This is a genomic window from uncultured Croceicoccus sp. (assembly GCF_947496385.1).
In the GTDB taxonomy this organism is placed as follows: Bacteria; Pseudomonadota; Alphaproteobacteria; order Sphingomonadales; family Sphingomonadaceae; genus Croceicoccus.
In genome coordinates this window covers 16,160-33,283 of sequence record NZ_CANMCP010000016.1, presented here as the reverse complement: position 1 = coordinate 33,283, position 17,124 = coordinate 16,160, and the positions used below count along the sequence as shown (strand labels likewise).

Below are 17,124 nucleotides of genomic sequence, written 5' to 3'. Positions count from 1 at the left end.
TAACATCAACCCTGAGACGAGGCCCGCACTCCGCTAATTTACGCCGCGACTTGTGCCAAATGTTCTGACGACGGACAGTCACTGGTCACCACCCGAGCAATTGGGGACGATGTGCACACCGTACGCAGCGGGGCCGCCATTGTTCTTCTAATGTTCTCAATCGGTTCCGGTGCAAATTCGGCATGTGCATCGACCGATTTGACCGCAAATCGCGATTTGGATTCGCAAATTGGCGACAATTCACTTTCGTCTAACACGCTGGAATAGCTAGGGAACTTTTCGTTTTCCTACATGGCCTTTCCTATTTAGTGTGATCCTCGCCTTCCGCAGGTCGAACCAGGCTTCTTGAGCACAAGGAGCTTGGAAAAATGCAACGTTACAGGGTCCTCCAGACCTACGTCCCGCAGCTGATTGCGGACTGGATTCTGGAGCAGTCAAACACCCGCGATACAAGCGTGAGCGTGGTCATTCGTGACCACCTCGTCACGGCATGGAACCGCGACAACGATAGCGCTGACCGTCCCGGCGGGAGCGATCCGGCTCGCCAGATGGTGTTCCTCACCACGGCGCTCGATGCGCTGCTGGCAAGCCATTCCGACGACAATCTGCGCAAGCGAACCCATGCCGCCTACCACCGCCGCCTGGCCCAGCTCGGCTTCATTCCTGCGCGTGCGAAGGAGGCCGGCGATGAAGAATAGTATCGTCAACTTCACCCGCGGCACCCAGCTCCTGGGACACTTCGGCTTCATGTTTGCAGCCGGCTTCAAGCTGCCGCTTATCATCTCTGCACTGGTTATGCTGGGGATCTGCTGGTGGCAGGTCAGCAGCGCGCTTGATGACTACCAGGCCTACCTGTTGTGGATGCATCTTTATGCCTCGGGCTACATGTTCATGGAGTTCGATCCGGCCAAGCTCGTGAACCTGCGCCTGCCCGATGGCGACATGATTGCCTTCCCCATGGCGGTGGTCCGGGACTTCCCGCCGATGCGCGAAGCCTGGGACCTGTTCTTCGCCACGGTGAAGCAGGCGGTAGTGCTCTCCACGGTCTGCCTTGTGCCGCTCATGGCGCTCTTCTGGTGGGTCGCAGAGCACTTCGGCGAGAAGTCCAAAGCCAGGCGCCATCTGCGTGGTGCCAAGCTTGTATCGCTGCCCGAACTCAAGGCCGACATCGCTCGCCACAATCGCGGCAAGCGCGCGCTCGAGTATGGCCGCGAACTGGGTTGGAAATGGCGACTTGCTGGTCGCAAGGCGCTGCAAGATGCCGGCCTCTATGCGCCCGCGCACCTCGCAGGCGTAAGCTATCCGTGGCGGCAGGAACAGGGCCACGCCATGCTCGTCGGCACCACCGGGATGGGCAAGACCGTGGCGCTCTTCGAACTCGTCGACGAGATCAGACAGAGGGGAGAACGCGCGGTCATTTTCGACCTCACGGGGGCCTTTATCGAGGCCTTCTACGAGCCCGAACGAGACGTCATCCTGAACCCGCTTGATGCCCGGTGTCCGGCCTGGAGCGTGTTCAACGACTGCACCACCAGTTCCGAGTTCCATGCTGCAGCAGAGTCCCTGGTGCCGCATGACGGCGGCGGGGCAGAGCAGTTCTGGGTGCTCGCAGCACGTACCCTGTTTGTCGAGACCTGCCTCAAGCTGGTCGAAAAGGGCAAGGGCACAAACGCGGCGCTCGCAAGCGACCTGATGAACGCCAATCTCTCCGATCTGCACCAGCTGCTCGAGGACACGATGGCGGGGCCTATGACCGATCCGCAGGCCGCCAAGATGGCGGAATCGGTGCGCGCGGTATTCAACGTCAACGCCAAGGCGCTGCAACTGCTGCCGACCGAAGGCAAGGCCTTCTCGATCCGCGACTGGGTCAAGGGTGGCGGCAAGGAGGGATCGTTCCTGTTCCTCTCGGCGCGCTACGCTGACCTCACGGTTCTCTCGCAAATGCTCACCCTCTGGCTCGACACGGCGATTAATACCCTGATGACCGGGCGGACCTCGTCTGACCTCAAACTGTGGTTCCTGATCGACGAACTTGGCGCGCTTCATCGGCTCCCTTCGCTCGAGAAAGGCCTGCAGACCGCGCGTAATTACGGCGGCGCCATTGTCACCGGCGTGCATGCCTATGCCAAGCTGAAGGAGGTCTATGGAGAAAACATGGCGATGACCTTGTCGTCGCTCGCCAAGACCAAGCTCATGCTCGGAACGGCCGACCGCGAGACGGCCACCTGGTGCTCGGACACTGTCGGTCACCGCGAAGTGCGCGAGGTCGAAGAGAACCAGAGCTATGGGCACAACAGTGCCCGCGATGCGGTGAGCCTTACCGCCCGCCGCGAGATCGCACCCTTGTTGCTGCCCGACGAGTTCATGGGCCTCAAAAGCCTTGAGGGTTACATCAAGTTTCCCGAAGGGCTTCCGACTGCACCCATCACGCTTGAGCCCCAGGACTGGCCCCGCATTGCCGAGGGGTTCATCCCACGCAACACACCGAAGCTCGCAAAACCTGCTGCCAGGCCCGTCACCATCGAGCCCGACGATTGCGACGATGACGACGATACCGGGCAGCATGGCGGCGACAATGACGATTCCGGTGAACGCCGTCGCCGTGACGAGAAGCACCGTGGTCAGCAACTCGATAGCGATAAGGACAAGCGTCCAAATCGGGGGGCACGGCGCAAGCGCGCACGAGACCGGTCGCGCGAGGAAGCGCGGGACAAGGACTTGGCCAACGAACGTGACAGGTCGGGTCGCAGCGAAGACCCCGCTAAGGCGCATGGGCGCGCAGACCAAGAGGGTAATCGGCAAAGCGAACTGCCGCTTGGGACCGACAAGGATCGGGCGCGCGATGAAACCGCCAAGGGTCGCTCCGCGAAGGGCGGTGAAGATCATGATCCGCACCGCGACAAGGCGAGCAGAGAGGGGCGCAACCGTGCCGACCAGGAGCGCCGTCAGCAGGGTCTGCTTGGTGGTGCCGCGCATGACAGGGACCACGACAAGTCCGATCGGGACGAGCCCGACGTGGGCGATATCGAGCCAGATATCTGATGCGGGGGCGCGGGGCAGCAGTGGGCTCGTTGGAGGACTAGGCCATGCTCTCAATCGCCAATGTGCGTTCGCCCTCGGCTGCGGCCAGCTACTTTGCCGACGACAATTACTATGCCCGGGCCGATGCCGATCGGTCCGGGCAATGGGTCGGCGAAGGCGCGAAATCGCTCGGTCTTTCGGGACGCGTCGAGACGAAGCAATTCGATGCCTTGTTGCGCGGTGAGCTCCCCGATGGGTCGAGCGTCGGCAATCCCGGCCAGGCGCATCGGCCGGGCACAGATCTTACCTTCTCGCTGCCCAAGAGCTGGTCGCTGCTGGCGCTGGTCGGCAAGGACGAGCGGATTGTTGCTGCCTACCGCGAGGCGGTAACCGAGGCCCTCAAATGGGCCGAAAAGAACGCTGCTGAAACCCGCCTTGTCGAACGCGGTAAGGTCAGGACCGTGGCGACCGGCAACCTTGCCATCGGCCTCTTCCAGCACGACACCAACCGCAACCAGGAACCCAACCTGCACTTCCACGCGGTGATCGCCAATGTGACGCAAGGCAAGGACGGCAAATGGCGCACGCTGAAGAACGACAGGCTCTTTGCGCTCGGCACGCTGCTCAACTCGATGGCCATGGCGCGCTTCCGGATCGCGGTCGAAAAGCTTGGCTACGAGACCGGCCCGGTTGGCAAGCACGGCAATTTCGAGGCGCGCGGAATTTCGCGCGAGCAGGTGATGGCTTTCTCCTCGCGGCGCAAGGAGGTGCTTGAAGCGCGCCGTGGTCCGGGGCTGGAAGCAGGCAAAGTGGCGGCACTTGCCACCCGTTCGCCCAAGCACCCGATCGAGGATCGCGCGGTCCTCGGTGAGCAGTGGCAGGCGGCGGCGCAGACAGTCGGCCTCGATCTTCCGAGACTGATCGATACCGCGAAGACGAGAGCAAGCGAACGCGACGCTGCCGATACGAAAATGCCCAGCCTGGCCGAGCGCGGGCTGGCGCTGCTCAAGGATTTTGCCGAACGCATCAAAGGCAAAGAACGTGATCCGCTTGTTCCGGATCATGTCCTGAAGCGAGGTCCTCAAGAGATAGCGGCGGCCCAGGCTGTCGCATCTGCCATGCGCCACCTGTCGCAACGCGAGGCGGGGTTTGCGCGCGAAGACCTGTACAAGGCAGCGCTCGATTTTGGCCTGCCCACGACCATCGCGCACGTCGAGAAGGCGGTCCGCTCGCTCGTACGTTCGGGGCAGTTGCTGCGGGGCAAGGGCGAGCACAAGGGATGGCTGGCAAGCCACGAGGAAGTCGAGCGCGAGGCGCGGATCCTCGCCTGGGCAAACGAAGGCAAGGGTGCGGTCGAACCCATCATCACCGAACGCAGAGCTGACGCCAGCGTACAGGCATCGGCTCTCGCCAATCAGGGCTTCAAGCTGAACGAGGGGCAACTTGGCGCTGCGCGGCTTATCCTGACTTCGCGCGATCGGACCATTGCAGTGCAGGGCGTTGCCGGTGCGGGCAAGTCGAGTGTCTTGAAGCCCGTCGCCGATGTGCTGCGGGAAGAAGGTCACAAGGTGCTCGGTATCTCGGTGCAGAACACGCTGGTGCAGATGCTCGAACGCGACACAGGGATCGAGGCGCAGACCCTCGCGAGCTTCCTCAAGCGGTGGGGAGCGATCAGCGAGGGGGAAGCACGGTCCGGCCTCGATCGTGAGGCGCGCAAGGAATTAGGCGGCAGCGTCCTCATCCTCGACGAGGCCTCGATGGTCTCCAACGCCGACAAGGAACAGCTTATCCGCATCGCCAATCGCGCCGGTGCCCAGCGGCTTGCTTTGATGGGGGACCGCAAGCAGTTGGGTGCGGTCGATGCCGGCAAGCCTTTCGACCTCCTGCAACAGGGAGGCATTGCCCAGGCGCAGATGAATACCAATTTGCGCGGCCGCGATCCGGTCCTGCGCGAGGCACAGGCAGCGGCGCAGGCGGGGCTGGTTCGCACGGCGCTAGACCACCTCAAGGAGAACACGGTCGAAGCCAAGGGCGATGGGGCCATACTCGCTGCCGAACGATGGCTGGCGCTTTCACCGGAAGAGCGGGAGAGGACAGCGATCTATGCCTCGGGCCGCAAGATCCGCGCCGCCGTCAACGAGGCAGTCCAGACCGGCCTTGCCGCCATTGGCGAGATCGGCCCTGAGAAGATCCAGCTGGAGGTTCTCGACCGCGTCAATCTCACGCGCGAGGAACTACGCTACCTTGCCGCCTACAAGCCTGGAATGGTTCTCGAGGTCGCGAAACTTGAGCGCGCACTTGGCCTCAAGCGCGGCGAATATGCGGTGCGGAAGGTCGACGACCGTAAGGACACCGTTGAGCTTGAGGACAGGCAAGGCAAGCTGCACAAGCTCAAGCCGTCTCGGATCGGCAGAACGGGCAAGGACGACAACCTGTCGCTGTTCGACCTGCGCAAGCTCGAAATACATCAAGGTGAGCGCGTTCGCTGGACCCGGAACGACCATCGGCGCGGGCTGTTCAATGCCGACCAGGCCCGGGTTGTCCAGATCGATGGCGATCGCGTCACCGTCGAGACCTCCAAGGGTGTTGAGCAAAGGCTCGGAAAAGACGATCCGATGCTGAAGCGCCTTGATCTTGCCTACGCCCTCAACGCTCACATGGCTCAGGGCCTCACCTCCGACCGCGGCATTGCCGTGATGGACAGCCGCGAGCGCAACCTTGCCAACCAGAAGACCTTCCTCGTGACTGTCACGCGCTTGCGTGATCATTTGACTCTCGTGGTCGACAGCGCCGCAAGACTCGGGGCGGCAGTCTCGAAGAACAGGGGCGAGAAATCATCGGCGCTTGAGGTGACTGAGCGTTTGAAAGTGGCCGCGCAGGTCGGGGCGGGCAAGGATGTAACTGAGAAGAACCCCAAGGCTCCCGAGCCGGAACTCGCCAAGGAGCGCAATCGCTCCATGGACTTTGGGATTTGAGGGGAGGTCCTCCGCGCAATGGTGAGCTTGAGCTCCATTGAGCCGACCACTTGGATGGTGTCAAACCACCATGATGGCACGCCCCAAGGCCAATAAGCCCGATCAATTTATTAGCCAGCCGAACCAACGCTTCCAGAACCCCGGCTTTTTCAGCGTCTTCTTGCTTGATGTGCTACTTAGGGTGCCGATTCCGTAGTGATGCTCCTTGCTTCTGCGATCATTCGCGCGTCCGGCGTTAATCTCTTCGTCGGTCCAGTCTCCCGCCCAGTGGACCTGATTCTGCCTGATCCAGTAATGCGAACGGCACGGGAAGCTCCAGTTCCCGATTGATGGTGACAGCGAAATGGAAACTCCGTCGAACACCAGCTTCCAGTCGGTCGGCGAGAAGGGGGTGACCACCTCCATCCCGCACCCGCAGGCGCAGCTATGAATAGCCGTCGCAAAATCAATCGAGATGTAGATTTTGCCTTGTTCGATTGTCGCTGGAATGGTGTCTACAAATTCTGGACTGAGGTGGGCGCGCTTATTCATTCGACATGTGGTTCCCGTCTATTGTGTAGTTCGCGTTCATCTCGCCTTCGAGGTCGAGATAAATCCCGTTCAGTTTTTTCCATTTTATCACGGCAAGGCACGCGTTGAGCGCGTTAAGTTCCGCAATCTGCACATTTTTCGTGTAGGCGGCATCTTCCTCGCCATCGCCGAACCGGACGAACTTCCGCAACGTGTCGCGGTCCTCGGGCGTGCTGGTGCTGGTGCGGACCACGCCAAGCAGCTTCCCGTCGGCGATTTCGACGCCCATGCCGACATCGATGAAGCTCTTTCCCGTTGCTTCCAGATGGTCGACGATCTTCTCCTTCGCGCTTCCCTTGTCGACGCAGATGAAGATGAAGTCGAGTTCGTCCAGTTCGGCCAGATTGGCTTCGGTGATGTAATAGGGGTGGGGCACGACGCCCTTGCGGAAAACGTCATAGATGGCTGCGTAATGATCGGCCTTCATCGGCCTGTCACGCAACGTCTCAGCCGATACCGCGCCAGGGCAGCGGAAAGCGTTGTGCTGAATAAGGTCGTCGCCATCATAGAGGTGGATCTCGGCCACCCAGCTCTTGGCAATCAGGTCGAGGACGAAGGAACCGCTTCCTCCAAGGCCGACAATGCCCACCTTCTTACCAGCAACGCGCTGCGCCATGTCGGTAATACCAGCGAGGCCGGAGGCATTGTCGAGGTAGCGGAAGGGACTGTCGGGTTCATCAATCTGGGTCACAGCATGAGTGCGCCCCGTTGCTCCTGGCTCAAGCTGCTGCGCATGAACCGATATCATCTCGGCGTAGGTCGTTACCTTCGCATAATAGTCAGGGTAGGGGCCTGTGGTCGGCTTGCATGAGAACGAACGTGTGACGGTATTCCCGTCGCCAATCACTTCGTTCTTGATGCTGTGCTTCATGTATGCCAGCTCCTTGCCATTCTTGTCGCAAGGATGGTCGCCGGTGAATTTCATCACATGGGTTTTTGGTGCCAGCGTCGTGTCATCGGACAGGCGCAGCTCGCTTACCAGCGCGGCGCGCTTCACGGTCTTGTCCGCCGCAACATAGGGAATGTTGCTGACTACGAGCTGCCCACCCACGATGGACAGCTCATAGCCATCATCAAACAGCCGCTTCAGATCGTCGCTACGACTTATCAGTTGCGGTAACATTGAAGATAGTTCCCTTCTTGACCTTCACGCATTCGCCTTCGGCAAGAGTGCCTTCGGGCTTGTTGCCCATCGCCTTGCGGTAGGTGATCGTGAAGCAGATGTTCTGGCCGGTCGGCGGATTGTCGAAAGCCAGCTTCACCAGTTCGTCGAAGCAGATTTCTTTGCCGTTCACGACCTTCTCGCGACCGTTCACGATGACCGTGGTTTCCTTCTCTTTCTTGTCTTTGTCGTTCGTCATGCGAACCTCCTATTTCTTGTCTTTAGGCGGGCAGGGATCGTTGCCGTGGCTATCGCTGCGGGCGATCTTTCCGTCCTGGTTATGGATGCGAAACTCGGTGCTTTGATTGCGGCTGATTTCGCGGCCGCGATCGATGGCTTCGCGTTTCGTGCTGTGGTGGCTGCTGGCGCGGCTGGCGCCGCCCTTCTTTACATCCCAGCCCCCGTTGGGATTCGGGACCACGTGGTGGCTTTTCGGGCCTTTGCTCATTGGCGGATACCTCATTGTTTAACATTTATGACGCAAAAAAAGTGCGCCTACTCCGAACATCATATATTGCTTGAAAATCGGAAGTCAAGAGGTTATTGTATGCCTACACCGAACTTTTTGAGGAGGACCGCTTATGGCCAATGTCTTAGGCGACAAGATTCGTGACTTGCGTAAGGAGAAGAAGCTGACGCTCGACAAGCTCGCGGAGCTGACCGGCTCCAGCAAGAGCTACATCTGGGAGCTGGAAAACAAGAATCCACCCCGCCCATCGGCAGAGAAGCTGTCGAAGATTGCCGAACAGCTGGGGGTGACAATTGAGTATCTTCTCGATGACCAGAACAAAGTTGCCGAAGTCGATGCCGTCGATGCGCAATTCTACAGGAAATACAGAAGTATGCCCGCCGAAACGCGGGAGAAAATCCGCAAGATCGCCGAAATGTGGGATGACAGCGAATAATGGATAACAAGTCGCCGCAACGCTGGGCCATTGACCTGACCCTGCTTCTCAATGCCCGCGACGGCGACGACCGCTTTCCCGTTGATGTGAAGTCGCTGGCAAAGGACTATTCGCATCAGGTTTTCCCCAATGACCCCGTCACGCTTATCAAAGGTGGCGACCTCGATCGCTTTGAAGGCGGGCTTTACAAGGCCCCGCCTGGCAAGAAGGGCTGGGGCATCATCTACAATTCGGAGATCAAGTCCCCCGGCCGGATCAACTTCACCCTCGCTCACGAGTTTGGCCACTATCTCGTACACAGGCACCAGTTTCCCGATGGCTTGCAATGCAGCGCCGAAGATATGGCGAAATGGGACAGCGAGTATGGCCAGATCGAGCAGCAGGCGAACGAGTTCGCTGCAAGCCTGCTTATGCCAAGGGACGACTTCCAGCGGCAGATTACGCCCAGCGCCCAACCCGGCTTCGATGAGCTTGGTGCCTGTGCCGAGCGCTACGGGGTGTCTCTTTCCGCTGCGACGCTGCGGTGGCTACAGTTCACCGAGAAGCGTTCGATGTTCGTGGTATCGAGAGATGGTTATGTGCTTTGGGCAAGGTCGAGCCCAAAAGCATTGCGGACGGGTGCGTTCATCAAGACGGCAAACCTGCCGCCTGTGTCCTTGCCATCCGGTTCGTTGGCCGCGCAGACGCATTTGCTCGATAACGGCAAAGGGCGCATCGAACACAATGCCTTCACTTGGCTGAAGGAGCCCTGCGTTGAAGAGACGTTCCTTTCCGAGCGTTTCGATAAGACATATACGCTGCTTCATCTCGGGCCTGCCCCCGTCAGGCGTTTTCAGAACGATGACGAGGAAGAGGGCGAAGATACCTACGACCGGATGATTGGTCGCACTCCGGGCTCTTCATGGTTGGGCTAATTTGGCTTTGCGCATTCTTATTCGACTGATTGACTGTTTCTGCATCATATATTCCGAATGCCGAATTCTTGCTTCTGGATTATTCTGGAAGGTTATAGGGGGCGGGAAGGATTGGCCTTCGGTGCTGTCCGAAATTCATCTACATTTTTCGGACAGCTTCCGGCTCGACTTTGTCCGAAATTATGCTACATATTTCGGACATGGGCGTTGAAATCTCTCCGCTAAAGTCGCAAATCCTCGAGCGTATCGCAAAGGGGGCGAAGAATGCTGTCTGGACGCCATCGGACTTCCTCGATCTCGCAAGCCGGGATGCTGTCGACAAGACACTTCAACGCCTGGTGAAGGCAGGAGACCTGCGCAGGATTGACCGTGGACTGTACGACAAACCGGGCATCAACAGCCTGACCAGGGAAAAAAGTGCACCCGATCATCGTGCCATTGTCGAGGCAGTTGCGCGCCGCGATCAGATACGTGTGCTGGTTGACGGTATGACGGCCGCAAACGACCTCGGTCTTACAAATGCAGTGCCGGCGAAAATTGTCGTTCACAGCGAAGCAAGGCCGAAGTTGATCAAGCTTGGCAATCTCACCATCGAATTCAAGCAGACGGCTGCGAGTAAACTCTATTGGGCCGGGCGCCCGGCGATGCGGATCGTTCAGGCCCTGCACTGGCTGCGCGATACGATGCCTGGTGACGATGTTGCAGATTGGCAAGATCGCCTGATCAGCCTCCTCGCCGATCCTTTGCACGGCGAAAAGTTGCGAGCTGATCTGACGGATGGCTTCGCTACGCTTCCCGCCTGGATGCAGGATCTCCTCCGCCCTCTGCTGCGCGATCAGGCATCGTTCTCGTGAACCCTTCATTCGATGAAATCCTGCGTGCCGATGCAGAAACACGCAGCGGGCTATATACAGCAACCGCGCAGAGGCTCGGTACGACGCCGCAGAACGTAGAAAAGGATCTCTGGGTCTGCTGGACGCTCGATGCGCTGTTCAACGGGCTTGGAGAGGGGCCGCGGCTGCTGTTCAAGGGAGGCACTTCGCTGTCGAAGGCTTTCGGTTTGATCGAACGCTTTTCCGAAGACATCGATGTGACTGTCTTCCGCGATGATCTGGGACATCCGGCTTCGGTCGAAGAACTCGCAGCGCTCAGTGGCAAGAAACGGCAAGCCGCGCTCGACGAAATCCGCGAAGCCTGTGAGGCCTTTATCAACGGGTCATTGCTGGAACGGCTTGCGGCAATATGCGACGAAACGTGCGCGCGCACGGGGATCGAAGCTGGCGCACTACAGGTGAAGCCCGACCCACAAGACCGACAGACACTATTGTTGGTTTATCCCAGTGCAACTCCGACCGACGCCTATATCGCCAAGTCCGTGAAGATCGAGTCAGGGGCGAAATCTGCGCTCGACCCAAATTCACTGCGAACCATTACACCCTATGTCGATGCCGACGTGCCGGATATCGACGTCGCCGTGCCAAACGTCACCGTTGTCGATGCCGAGCGTACCTTCTGGGACAAGGTCGTCATCTTGCATGGACTGCGGCGCTGGTACGACATTCGAGGACAACTGCGCGGCAACGGACAACGTGTTTCTCGCCATTACTACGATGTGTTCCGTTTGCTCCAGTCCGACGCTGGCCAGGCAGCGCTGGCAGACCAGCCGCTGGGCGAAGACTGCGTCGCCCATGCTCGCATGTTCTTCAACAGGCCGCCGTTTGACCTGGCGTCGGCACATGCCCCAACGTTTGCTCTGTGTCCGGAGAAAGGGATGATCGATGATTTGCGCCAAGACTATCGCGCAATGAGTGTCATGATCTTCGGCGAACCGCCACCCTTCGATGAAGTGATAGAGGCGGTGGCCGACCTGCAGCACCGTCTTAACGATCAGGCATGACGGGCTTCTTCGAGCGCCTGTTCGGTAAGCGTGCTCCCGACCAGGCAGGGCAGGTCGCGCGGTCAAAGGAAAGGCTCGAGATCGACGAGTTCGCTCACGGTCTTGTCAGCATTCCGCAACTCGATTTTGTTGGCCATCAAGCTAGGTCGCCCAATCGCCGGTTCCGTCTGATCTGGACCGACCGAACGCCTGACGGTTTGCGCGGTGGAAACCGCGAGAGCGGGCACGGCTCCTGGTCGCTGCTTTTCGACGAGAGTATCGTGAAATCGGGCAAGCTTGAGCGACCGCAGGAGGGGAAAGTCGCCGACAACGGCACTTTCATCCTTCACGACTGGATGTTCGGACATGGCTTGCACGGTCGATTTGTAGCCTGCGATTCACAGGGCCAAACGCTCATCGCGCAGCAGTTTTCTGCCAATCTCATGAGTAACGGCCTGTCTCCCGACGGTCGTTACGCAATCTGCCAGACAGCCAATGCCCCAGGGAGCGACGACAGTTGTCGATACATGCTTTTCGACCTCGAAGCTGGTCGGGAGATCGCGCGATGGGAAGTCGAGACCGGTTGGGCCGATGGCTATAATTGGAATTGTGATGCCGGCAGGGTAGTGATTTGCCTGAAGGACGGCGAGCAAGCGATCTACGACCTTGCCGGCACCATGGTCGATCGAGAGGGCTGGCGGCGCCGCCGTATCGCTGCTGGTGATCTGGGCGTGATCAAGGATGTCCTGTCATCGCTAGCTCCCCTTGACCGCGAAATGCGGCAAGACATCGCCGCTGGACTGAGACGCGCAGCGCGCGAGGGAGAGATTTGGAGCCAGGCCCGCGCGTTTCGTCTTCTGGGCGAATTGCATGAAACAGAAGGCGAGCCGGAAAAGGCGATCAAGGCCTATGATGATGCGCTGAGGCTGGATCCAAAGGTGGGTGTTGCCCGGAGGGTTGAAAAGCTTCGCAAGGAAACGGGGCAGCAGGAGGTCAAACGCGCGAGAGGGAGACAGAGTCGGTTTGAAAAGCAGGCCGAACGTCTTGGTATCGGGCACGATGTGATCATGCTCGACAAGGGCACCGGCAAGGACTGGAGACTTTACACGGTCCACGACTGGTCATTGGTCGAATTCGCCGCGCTCGAACACTATCTTGAACAAGGATGGTCAGGTGCTGCCTCCGAAGGCGGCTTGATCCTCACATTGATCAAGGCTGCATCATTCCCAAGGCTTGATCCGCGCCACGCCGATACGTTTGTCGAAGCGCTCTATGCTCAGAATGTCGCCTTCGCGCAGGACAAATTTGCCAAAGACCAACTCCTCGCCTCGGTTTCCCGAGCGACCCGGTCCCAGATCGAAGACAACTGGAAGATCATCTCAGCGAGCGCAGGCGATACTCCCGCATTCTATCCCAGCGTCCGTGCAGAGCATGTCTTCGGCCTCTTCGAGGCATTGGGTAGCGATCGTCTTGCAGAGATTGCCAATGTCTTTGCTACCGCGCCCTATGATCTTCGCTCAGGCTGGCCCGACTTAACCCTGTGGAAGGGCAAAACGGTCCGCTTTGTCGAAGTGAAGGCGCCTTCGGATAGCTTTCATGCAAGTCAGGCGCGACTGATATCGCAATTGCTTCTGCCTCTTGGCTTCGACGTTTGTCTAGGGGAAGTCAGGCCGACGACATGAAATGACGTCGCTTCGGCAGGCGACCTAAAGAGCCCGCCCGAACCAGATGACCCGCCCGACCACGTGCACTTCGGAACGATCCATATCGTTCCACGTCGGATAGGCGGGATTGTCGCTGGCAACGGTGATCTGCCGCGCCCCCGGCTTGATGGCGATGCGTTTGACAGCCAGCACATCGTCCGTGCGCAGGACATAGATGCCATCGCGCAGCCGGGAACCATGATCTGATGCATCGACGAGGACCTCGTCACCGTCGCTGAGGGTAGGTTCCATCGAATCCCCCAGCACGCGCACGATCGACAGGCTTGCGCTCTTGGCAGGGGTAAGCGCGCGCAGCCAACGTTCGTCGAAGCCGAACCTTGTGTAGGCATTTTCGCTTGCCGCAATCGCCCCGAACCCAGCTGAGGCCTGGACATCGAGAATGGGGATTTCGACCATGCCGTCATTGTCGCTCTTATCCGGCCCGCCGAGCACGTGTTCGTCGACGCCCAGGAAGGAAGCGAGCATCCGGCGATCATCCGGTTCGAGCGTCTTGGGCGAACCGCGCTTGATGAACTGCTGGATGTAGCTGGGGTTGCGACCGAGCATCCGCGAGATCGCGGCGTAGCCGCTTCCCCGCTCACGCAGGAGCCGGTCGAGCTCTTGTCGGACATGTTCCATCGTCTCGTGCCTTCGTTCTGGATCGTAGGATTCTTCCTAGACCTGAGGATGTCTTCCTACTAAGAACATAACAAGAACACAAGTGATTCTTGAAGCGATGCGAGTTGTAGATGACCCTCCTGGAACGGATCGAAAACCATCTGAGAGATAACGACATTTCGGCGACCACCTTCGGGAGGGAGGCGGTCGGCGATCCCCGCTTCGTGCTCGATCTCAGGAATGGCCGTAATCCGCGCCGCAAAACCGTGATGCGGCTGGAAGCCTACCTTGCGGAGTGTGGCGCCGAGGCGTGTGCATGCCAGTGTGGGAACGACCGCATCACGAACGGGCGTGCGAGTGAGCAATTCAAATATCTGGACAATTCGGCTACGCTCGACAGGCTCGAGACTGGCGCGTCCAAGAGGAGAGGCCACTCTGGATCTGGCGAAGGAGACAATCGATGACCAATCCTGACAACTCTCCGCCGCCATCTAAGGAAGACTGGCAGGGCTTTCGCGAAATCGATCGAGCTATCGCTGAAAATCGAATGACCGCGTACAGTTGGACGAAGGCGTGGGCGGACCCCTGGAGCCGAGCTGGCCTGATCCTCTTTGCCGTACTGTTCGTCGCATTCGTTATCTTTGTCGTGATCTACGACGGCCTGCTCTGACCTACCATTCCTTGATCTCGTCGGCCGCTTCCGCGCTTGCTCCCCGCGCATTGCGTGTGCGGCCCTCGAGGTAGTCTCCAACGGTATCGACCCGGTCCCCACCGCGGCTCTGCACACGGTCTACCGCGCGGCCGATATCTTCCCGCGCGGATGAAGGTTCCGACAGGCTTCCTGGCACCGATCCCAATCGCACAGACCCGCGGACGTCACCTCTGCTCCCAACACTCGGTCGCGAGATTGGTGCGGCCGGGGGCAAGGTAAGCTCGCCCTCGATATCTTCGTGGATGCGGTCGGCGTAGCTGGCGACAAAGCGAGCCTGCAATTGCTGTCCGGCTGGACTCATCTGAAACGCGATATCGTCGAAGCGGACAGGGCCATAATAGTCGCGATTGGCCTCGATCTCGGCCATTCCCCATTCGCGATAGGCCTGGCTGAGATTGAGCGTACCCGCAGCATTGGCACTCTCGTACCAGCTTGCCTGGTCCTCGAGACGGCTGGCAAGCTCCTCGGCACGGCGGGCCTCGATAGTGTAACTCTGGGCCTCGGTGAGCGAGGTGTTGAGGCCCGAGGCAGTGGTCGAAACCAGGCTCTCCGAACTTGCGCTCGTCTCGCGCAGGAAACCTTCGCGTGTGCTCGACCAGTTGCGGCTCTCGGAGATCTGTGTGAGCGCGGCCAAGAGTCGCGAGCGATCTTCCGAGGCGATGCCGATATCGCTGTCAGTCCAGCTTTGGTTTCGCCCACCACGCAAACCAATATCGCCGCGTAACGGCCCTCTCTGCCCGCGAAGGCCCAGCCCCGCGTCACCATTCAGGAACCACGAGACGGTGATGTCGTCCGAGGCGCGCCGTGAGAGGCCAAACTGCTGCTGCAGCGTGCGCGAGGCATTGTCGATCTCGCTGAAGGCGGTGCCGATGCTGTCTCCCGACGAGGTGCCGCTGACGGTCTCGTTCGACTGGCCGGTCGAATAGGCATCGCGAAGTTCGAAGAAGCGAGTGATCGCCGAGCTCGTCGATTGCTGCGCGAGGTTGGAATAGGTCTCGCTCTGGCTGCGGCTTTGCCCGGCAATGGTCGACAGCCTGCTCGAGAAGTCCGATCCCAGCGTCGGCGAGAAGGGATAGCTCGAGGTCGGAACGTGAGCGAACTCGGCAACTGGAAAGCCCGTGGTTTGTGTGCCGCTATCGCCGAAACTGCGCGTCTGGCCCGCGCCATAGGCGATATTGGGTGCCAGATTGCCCTGCGCGAACTGCCGCGAGAAGACCGACGAATTCTCAAGATTGGTGTTGCCGAGCGAGATGTTCCCCGTGCTCGCTTCGCGCGCGGCCTCCTCGGCGGCGTTCTGGCTGGGATTGAGGTAGGAGGTCGCCTGGCCCGAGATCGCCATGGCGCCACGCGCCACGCCGCCCGCGAGGAACGGAATTGACGCGACTAGATAGCCGGCGAGCACGCCGATATCGGAGTTTACATCGGACATTCCGGCAAAAGTCGCCAGGCTGAGACCGGTGTCGCCACCCGCAGCAGCCACATCGCTCGCACCCTTGAACATGAGGATCATGTGGAGGATCACGAAGAGCGGTCCCCATGCGGCAAGGTAGAAGAACCCGGTGACATAGCCGCGCAGCGCAATCGGCCCGGTCCGCGGCATAAGGAAAAGCGGGAACAGTACCGGGAAGAGGGCGTAGAAGACGACTGTCAGCACGACATTGAGGATCGGCACCCATTTCATCGAATTGTGCGCGATCGAGGAATAGGTGCGCTCGGTCTGGATATCGGCGCGGGTCTGGGCGAAGACATCGATGCTGCCCATGCCGCTCGCCCCGGCAAAACCGTGCATCGCCTGGTTCATGGCGTTGATCGAGAGGACCTGGCGGAAGATGCCGCTGGCATTGCTCGAAACGCCTGAGAGGTAGCTGTAGGCAATGGGCAGGTCGGCAAAGAGCTTGGCGCGGGCGAGTGCTTCGGTTTGACGCGGATAGAGCTGGCGCCCGAAGGCGCTGCCCATATCATCGATGAGACTCGCCCACTGGGTGCCAAGCGTGTTGTAGGCTTCACGGCAGGTGGTGACGACCGAAGTCACCTCGCCGGTGTTGACGTCGCGGATGAGGAAACGCTGCGCGCGCGCTTCGCTGCCGGGGCCAATGGTCGCCCAGATGTCGGCGCTCTCGGCAAGCTCCTGCATCGAATAGCGGCCGAGCAGCACGTCGTAGAACACGCATTGCTTGAAATGCTCGTCGAGATTGGCGGCGAATTCGGGATCGGAAATGCGCAGGCCCCGCGTCGCTTCCAGGAGCCGGGCGCCGTAGATCATCCCGTTCTTCGAATAGTTGAGGTCGTCGGGCAGGCCGAAGACCAGTTCGGCCGAGCGGGTGAGATAGTCGCCTGCCTGGCTGGTGAAACTCGCCATCAGCGCAAGGCCCAGCGGGACATTGGCGACTTCTGCAGGCGCGAGGCTCGGATTGACGCGGTCCGTGACATGGACGTCCATGCGCGGCACCATCAGGCACATGTAGATGAGCGTTGCGCCAAGGAACCAGTTCACCCAGGCGCGCCAGTCCTGATTGAAGGCGAGCACAATGACGCCAAGCGCCATGCCCATGACGAGCGCGACCTGGATCAGGCTCTTGTAACCTCCCGCACCGGTCCAGGCGGCGACCGCGTTGAAGACGTTGACGAGATATTCGCCGCCGCCGACCGTGTAGACTTCGACCATGGG

General features: G+C 59.8%; 16 protein-coding genes. 10 read left to right on the top strand and 6 right to left on the bottom strand.

Translation table 11 applies throughout. From position 1 onward, the window contains the following. Positions 1-368: 368 nt before the first annotated feature. Genes Q0897_RS15005 through mobF form a run of 3 tightly spaced genes read left to right on the top strand, consistent with a single transcriptional unit; the run spans position 369 to position 5,996 of the window. The gene (locus tag Q0897_RS15005) at positions 369-698 is read left to right on the top strand and encodes a hypothetical protein (RefSeq protein WP_239806589.1); all 330 of its coding nucleotides are present in this window, start codon (positions 369-371) and stop codon (positions 696-698) included. Beyond that, on the top strand, positions 688-3,042 hold the full coding sequence (locus Q0897_RS15000; protein ID WP_299310196.1) for a type IV secretion system DNA-binding domain-containing protein: 2,355 nt from the start codon (positions 688-690) through the stop codon (positions 3,040-3,042). Before Q0897_RS15005 ends, Q0897_RS15000 begins: the two co-directional genes overlap by 11 nt. A gap of 44 nt (positions 3,043-3,086) precedes the next feature. After that, entirely contained in the window at positions 3,087-5,996 is a 2,910-nt protein-coding gene (gene mobF, locus Q0897_RS14995; RefSeq protein WP_299310195.1) for a MobF family relaxase, read from the top strand. Positions 5,997-6,098: 102 nt separating this feature from the next. Here the strand turns inward: mobF and Q0897_RS14990 are convergent, their stop codons facing one another. From Q0897_RS14990 to Q0897_RS14975, 4 genes are read right to left on the bottom strand one after another with little or no spacing between them, the layout of a single operon-like run. Continuing rightward, positions 6,099-6,527, bottom strand: a complete 429-nt coding sequence (locus Q0897_RS14990; protein ID WP_239806592.1) for a DUF6527 family protein — start codon at positions 6,525-6,527, stop codon at positions 6,099-6,101. Then, a complete protein-coding gene (locus tag Q0897_RS14985; RefSeq protein ID WP_299310194.1) occupies positions 6,520-7,689 on the bottom strand; it encodes a ThiF family adenylyltransferase in 1,170 nt (389 codons plus the stop codon). Before Q0897_RS14985 ends, Q0897_RS14990 begins: the two co-directional genes overlap by 8 nt. Next, a complete protein-coding gene (locus Q0897_RS14980; RefSeq protein WP_299310193.1) occupies positions 7,664-7,927 on the bottom strand; it encodes a multiubiquitin domain-containing protein in 264 nt (87 codons plus the stop codon). The genes Q0897_RS14985 and Q0897_RS14980 overlap by 26 nt, the downstream gene beginning before the upstream one ends. Before the next feature lie 9 nt (positions 7,928-7,936). Then, on the bottom strand, positions 7,937-8,176 hold the full coding sequence (locus Q0897_RS14975) for a DUF2188 domain-containing protein (RefSeq protein WP_239806595.1): 240 nt from the start codon (positions 8,174-8,176) through the stop codon (positions 7,937-7,939). 133 nt (positions 8,177-8,309) lie between these two features. Here Q0897_RS14975 and Q0897_RS14970 point away from each other — a divergent pair, with 133 nt between their 5' ends. The 5 genes from Q0897_RS14970 (at position 8,310) to Q0897_RS14950 (ending at position 13,105) form a co-directional block, all read left to right on the top strand. Then, entirely contained in the window at positions 8,310-8,633 is a 324-nt protein-coding gene (locus Q0897_RS14970) for a helix-turn-helix transcriptional regulator (RefSeq protein WP_239806596.1), read from the top strand. Next, positions 8,633-9,547, top strand: coding sequence for an ImmA/IrrE family metallo-endopeptidase (locus Q0897_RS14965; RefSeq protein ID WP_239806597.1), 915 nt, complete (start codon positions 8,633-8,635; stop codon positions 9,545-9,547). Before Q0897_RS14970 ends, Q0897_RS14965 begins: the two co-directional genes overlap by 1 nt. A 182-nt stretch (positions 9,548-9,729) precedes the next feature. Next, on the top strand, positions 9,730-10,401 hold the full coding sequence (locus tag Q0897_RS14960) for a DUF6088 family protein (protein ID WP_299310192.1): 672 nt from the start codon (positions 9,730-9,732) through the stop codon (positions 10,399-10,401). After that, positions 10,398-11,444, top strand: a complete 1,047-nt coding sequence (locus Q0897_RS14955; RefSeq protein ID WP_239806599.1) for a nucleotidyl transferase AbiEii/AbiGii toxin family protein — start codon at positions 10,398-10,400, stop codon at positions 11,442-11,444. The genes Q0897_RS14960 and Q0897_RS14955 overlap by 4 nt, the downstream gene beginning before the upstream one ends. Next, positions 11,441-13,105 carry a VRR-NUC domain-containing protein gene (locus tag Q0897_RS14950; protein ID WP_299310191.1) on the top strand — a complete coding sequence of 555 codons (1,665 nt, stop codon included), beginning with the start codon at positions 11,441-11,443 and terminating at the stop codon, positions 13,103-13,105. Before Q0897_RS14955 ends, Q0897_RS14950 begins: the two co-directional genes overlap by 4 nt. A gap of 24 nt (positions 13,106-13,129) precedes the next feature. On the opposite strand, the gene Q0897_RS14945 is transcribed toward Q0897_RS14950, so the two are convergent. Then, positions 13,130-13,765 carry a S24 family peptidase gene (locus Q0897_RS14945; protein WP_299310190.1) on the bottom strand — a complete coding sequence of 212 codons (636 nt, stop codon included), beginning with the start codon at positions 13,763-13,765 and terminating at the stop codon, positions 13,130-13,132. A 110-nt stretch (positions 13,766-13,875) separates the two neighbouring features. On the opposite strand from Q0897_RS14945, the gene Q0897_RS14940 reads away from it, so the two are divergent. Together Q0897_RS14940 and Q0897_RS14935 are read left to right on the top strand one after the other, a co-directional pair. Further along, on the top strand, positions 13,876-14,208 hold the full coding sequence (locus tag Q0897_RS14940; protein ID WP_299310189.1) for a hypothetical protein: 333 nt from the start codon (positions 13,876-13,878) through the stop codon (positions 14,206-14,208). Further along, positions 14,205-14,414 (top strand): hypothetical protein, encoded by a 210-nt coding sequence (locus Q0897_RS14935; RefSeq protein ID WP_239806603.1) that lies wholly within the window; start codon positions 14,205-14,207, stop codon positions 14,412-14,414. The genes Q0897_RS14940 and Q0897_RS14935 overlap by 4 nt, the downstream gene beginning before the upstream one ends. A 1-nt stretch (position 14,415) precedes the next feature. On the opposite strand, the gene Q0897_RS14930 is transcribed toward Q0897_RS14935, so the two are convergent. After that, a complete protein-coding gene (locus Q0897_RS14930; protein ID WP_299310188.1) occupies positions 14,416-17,121 on the bottom strand; it encodes a conjugal transfer protein TraG N-terminal domain-containing protein in 2,706 nt (901 codons plus the stop codon). Positions 17,122-17,124 lie beyond the last annotated feature (3 nt).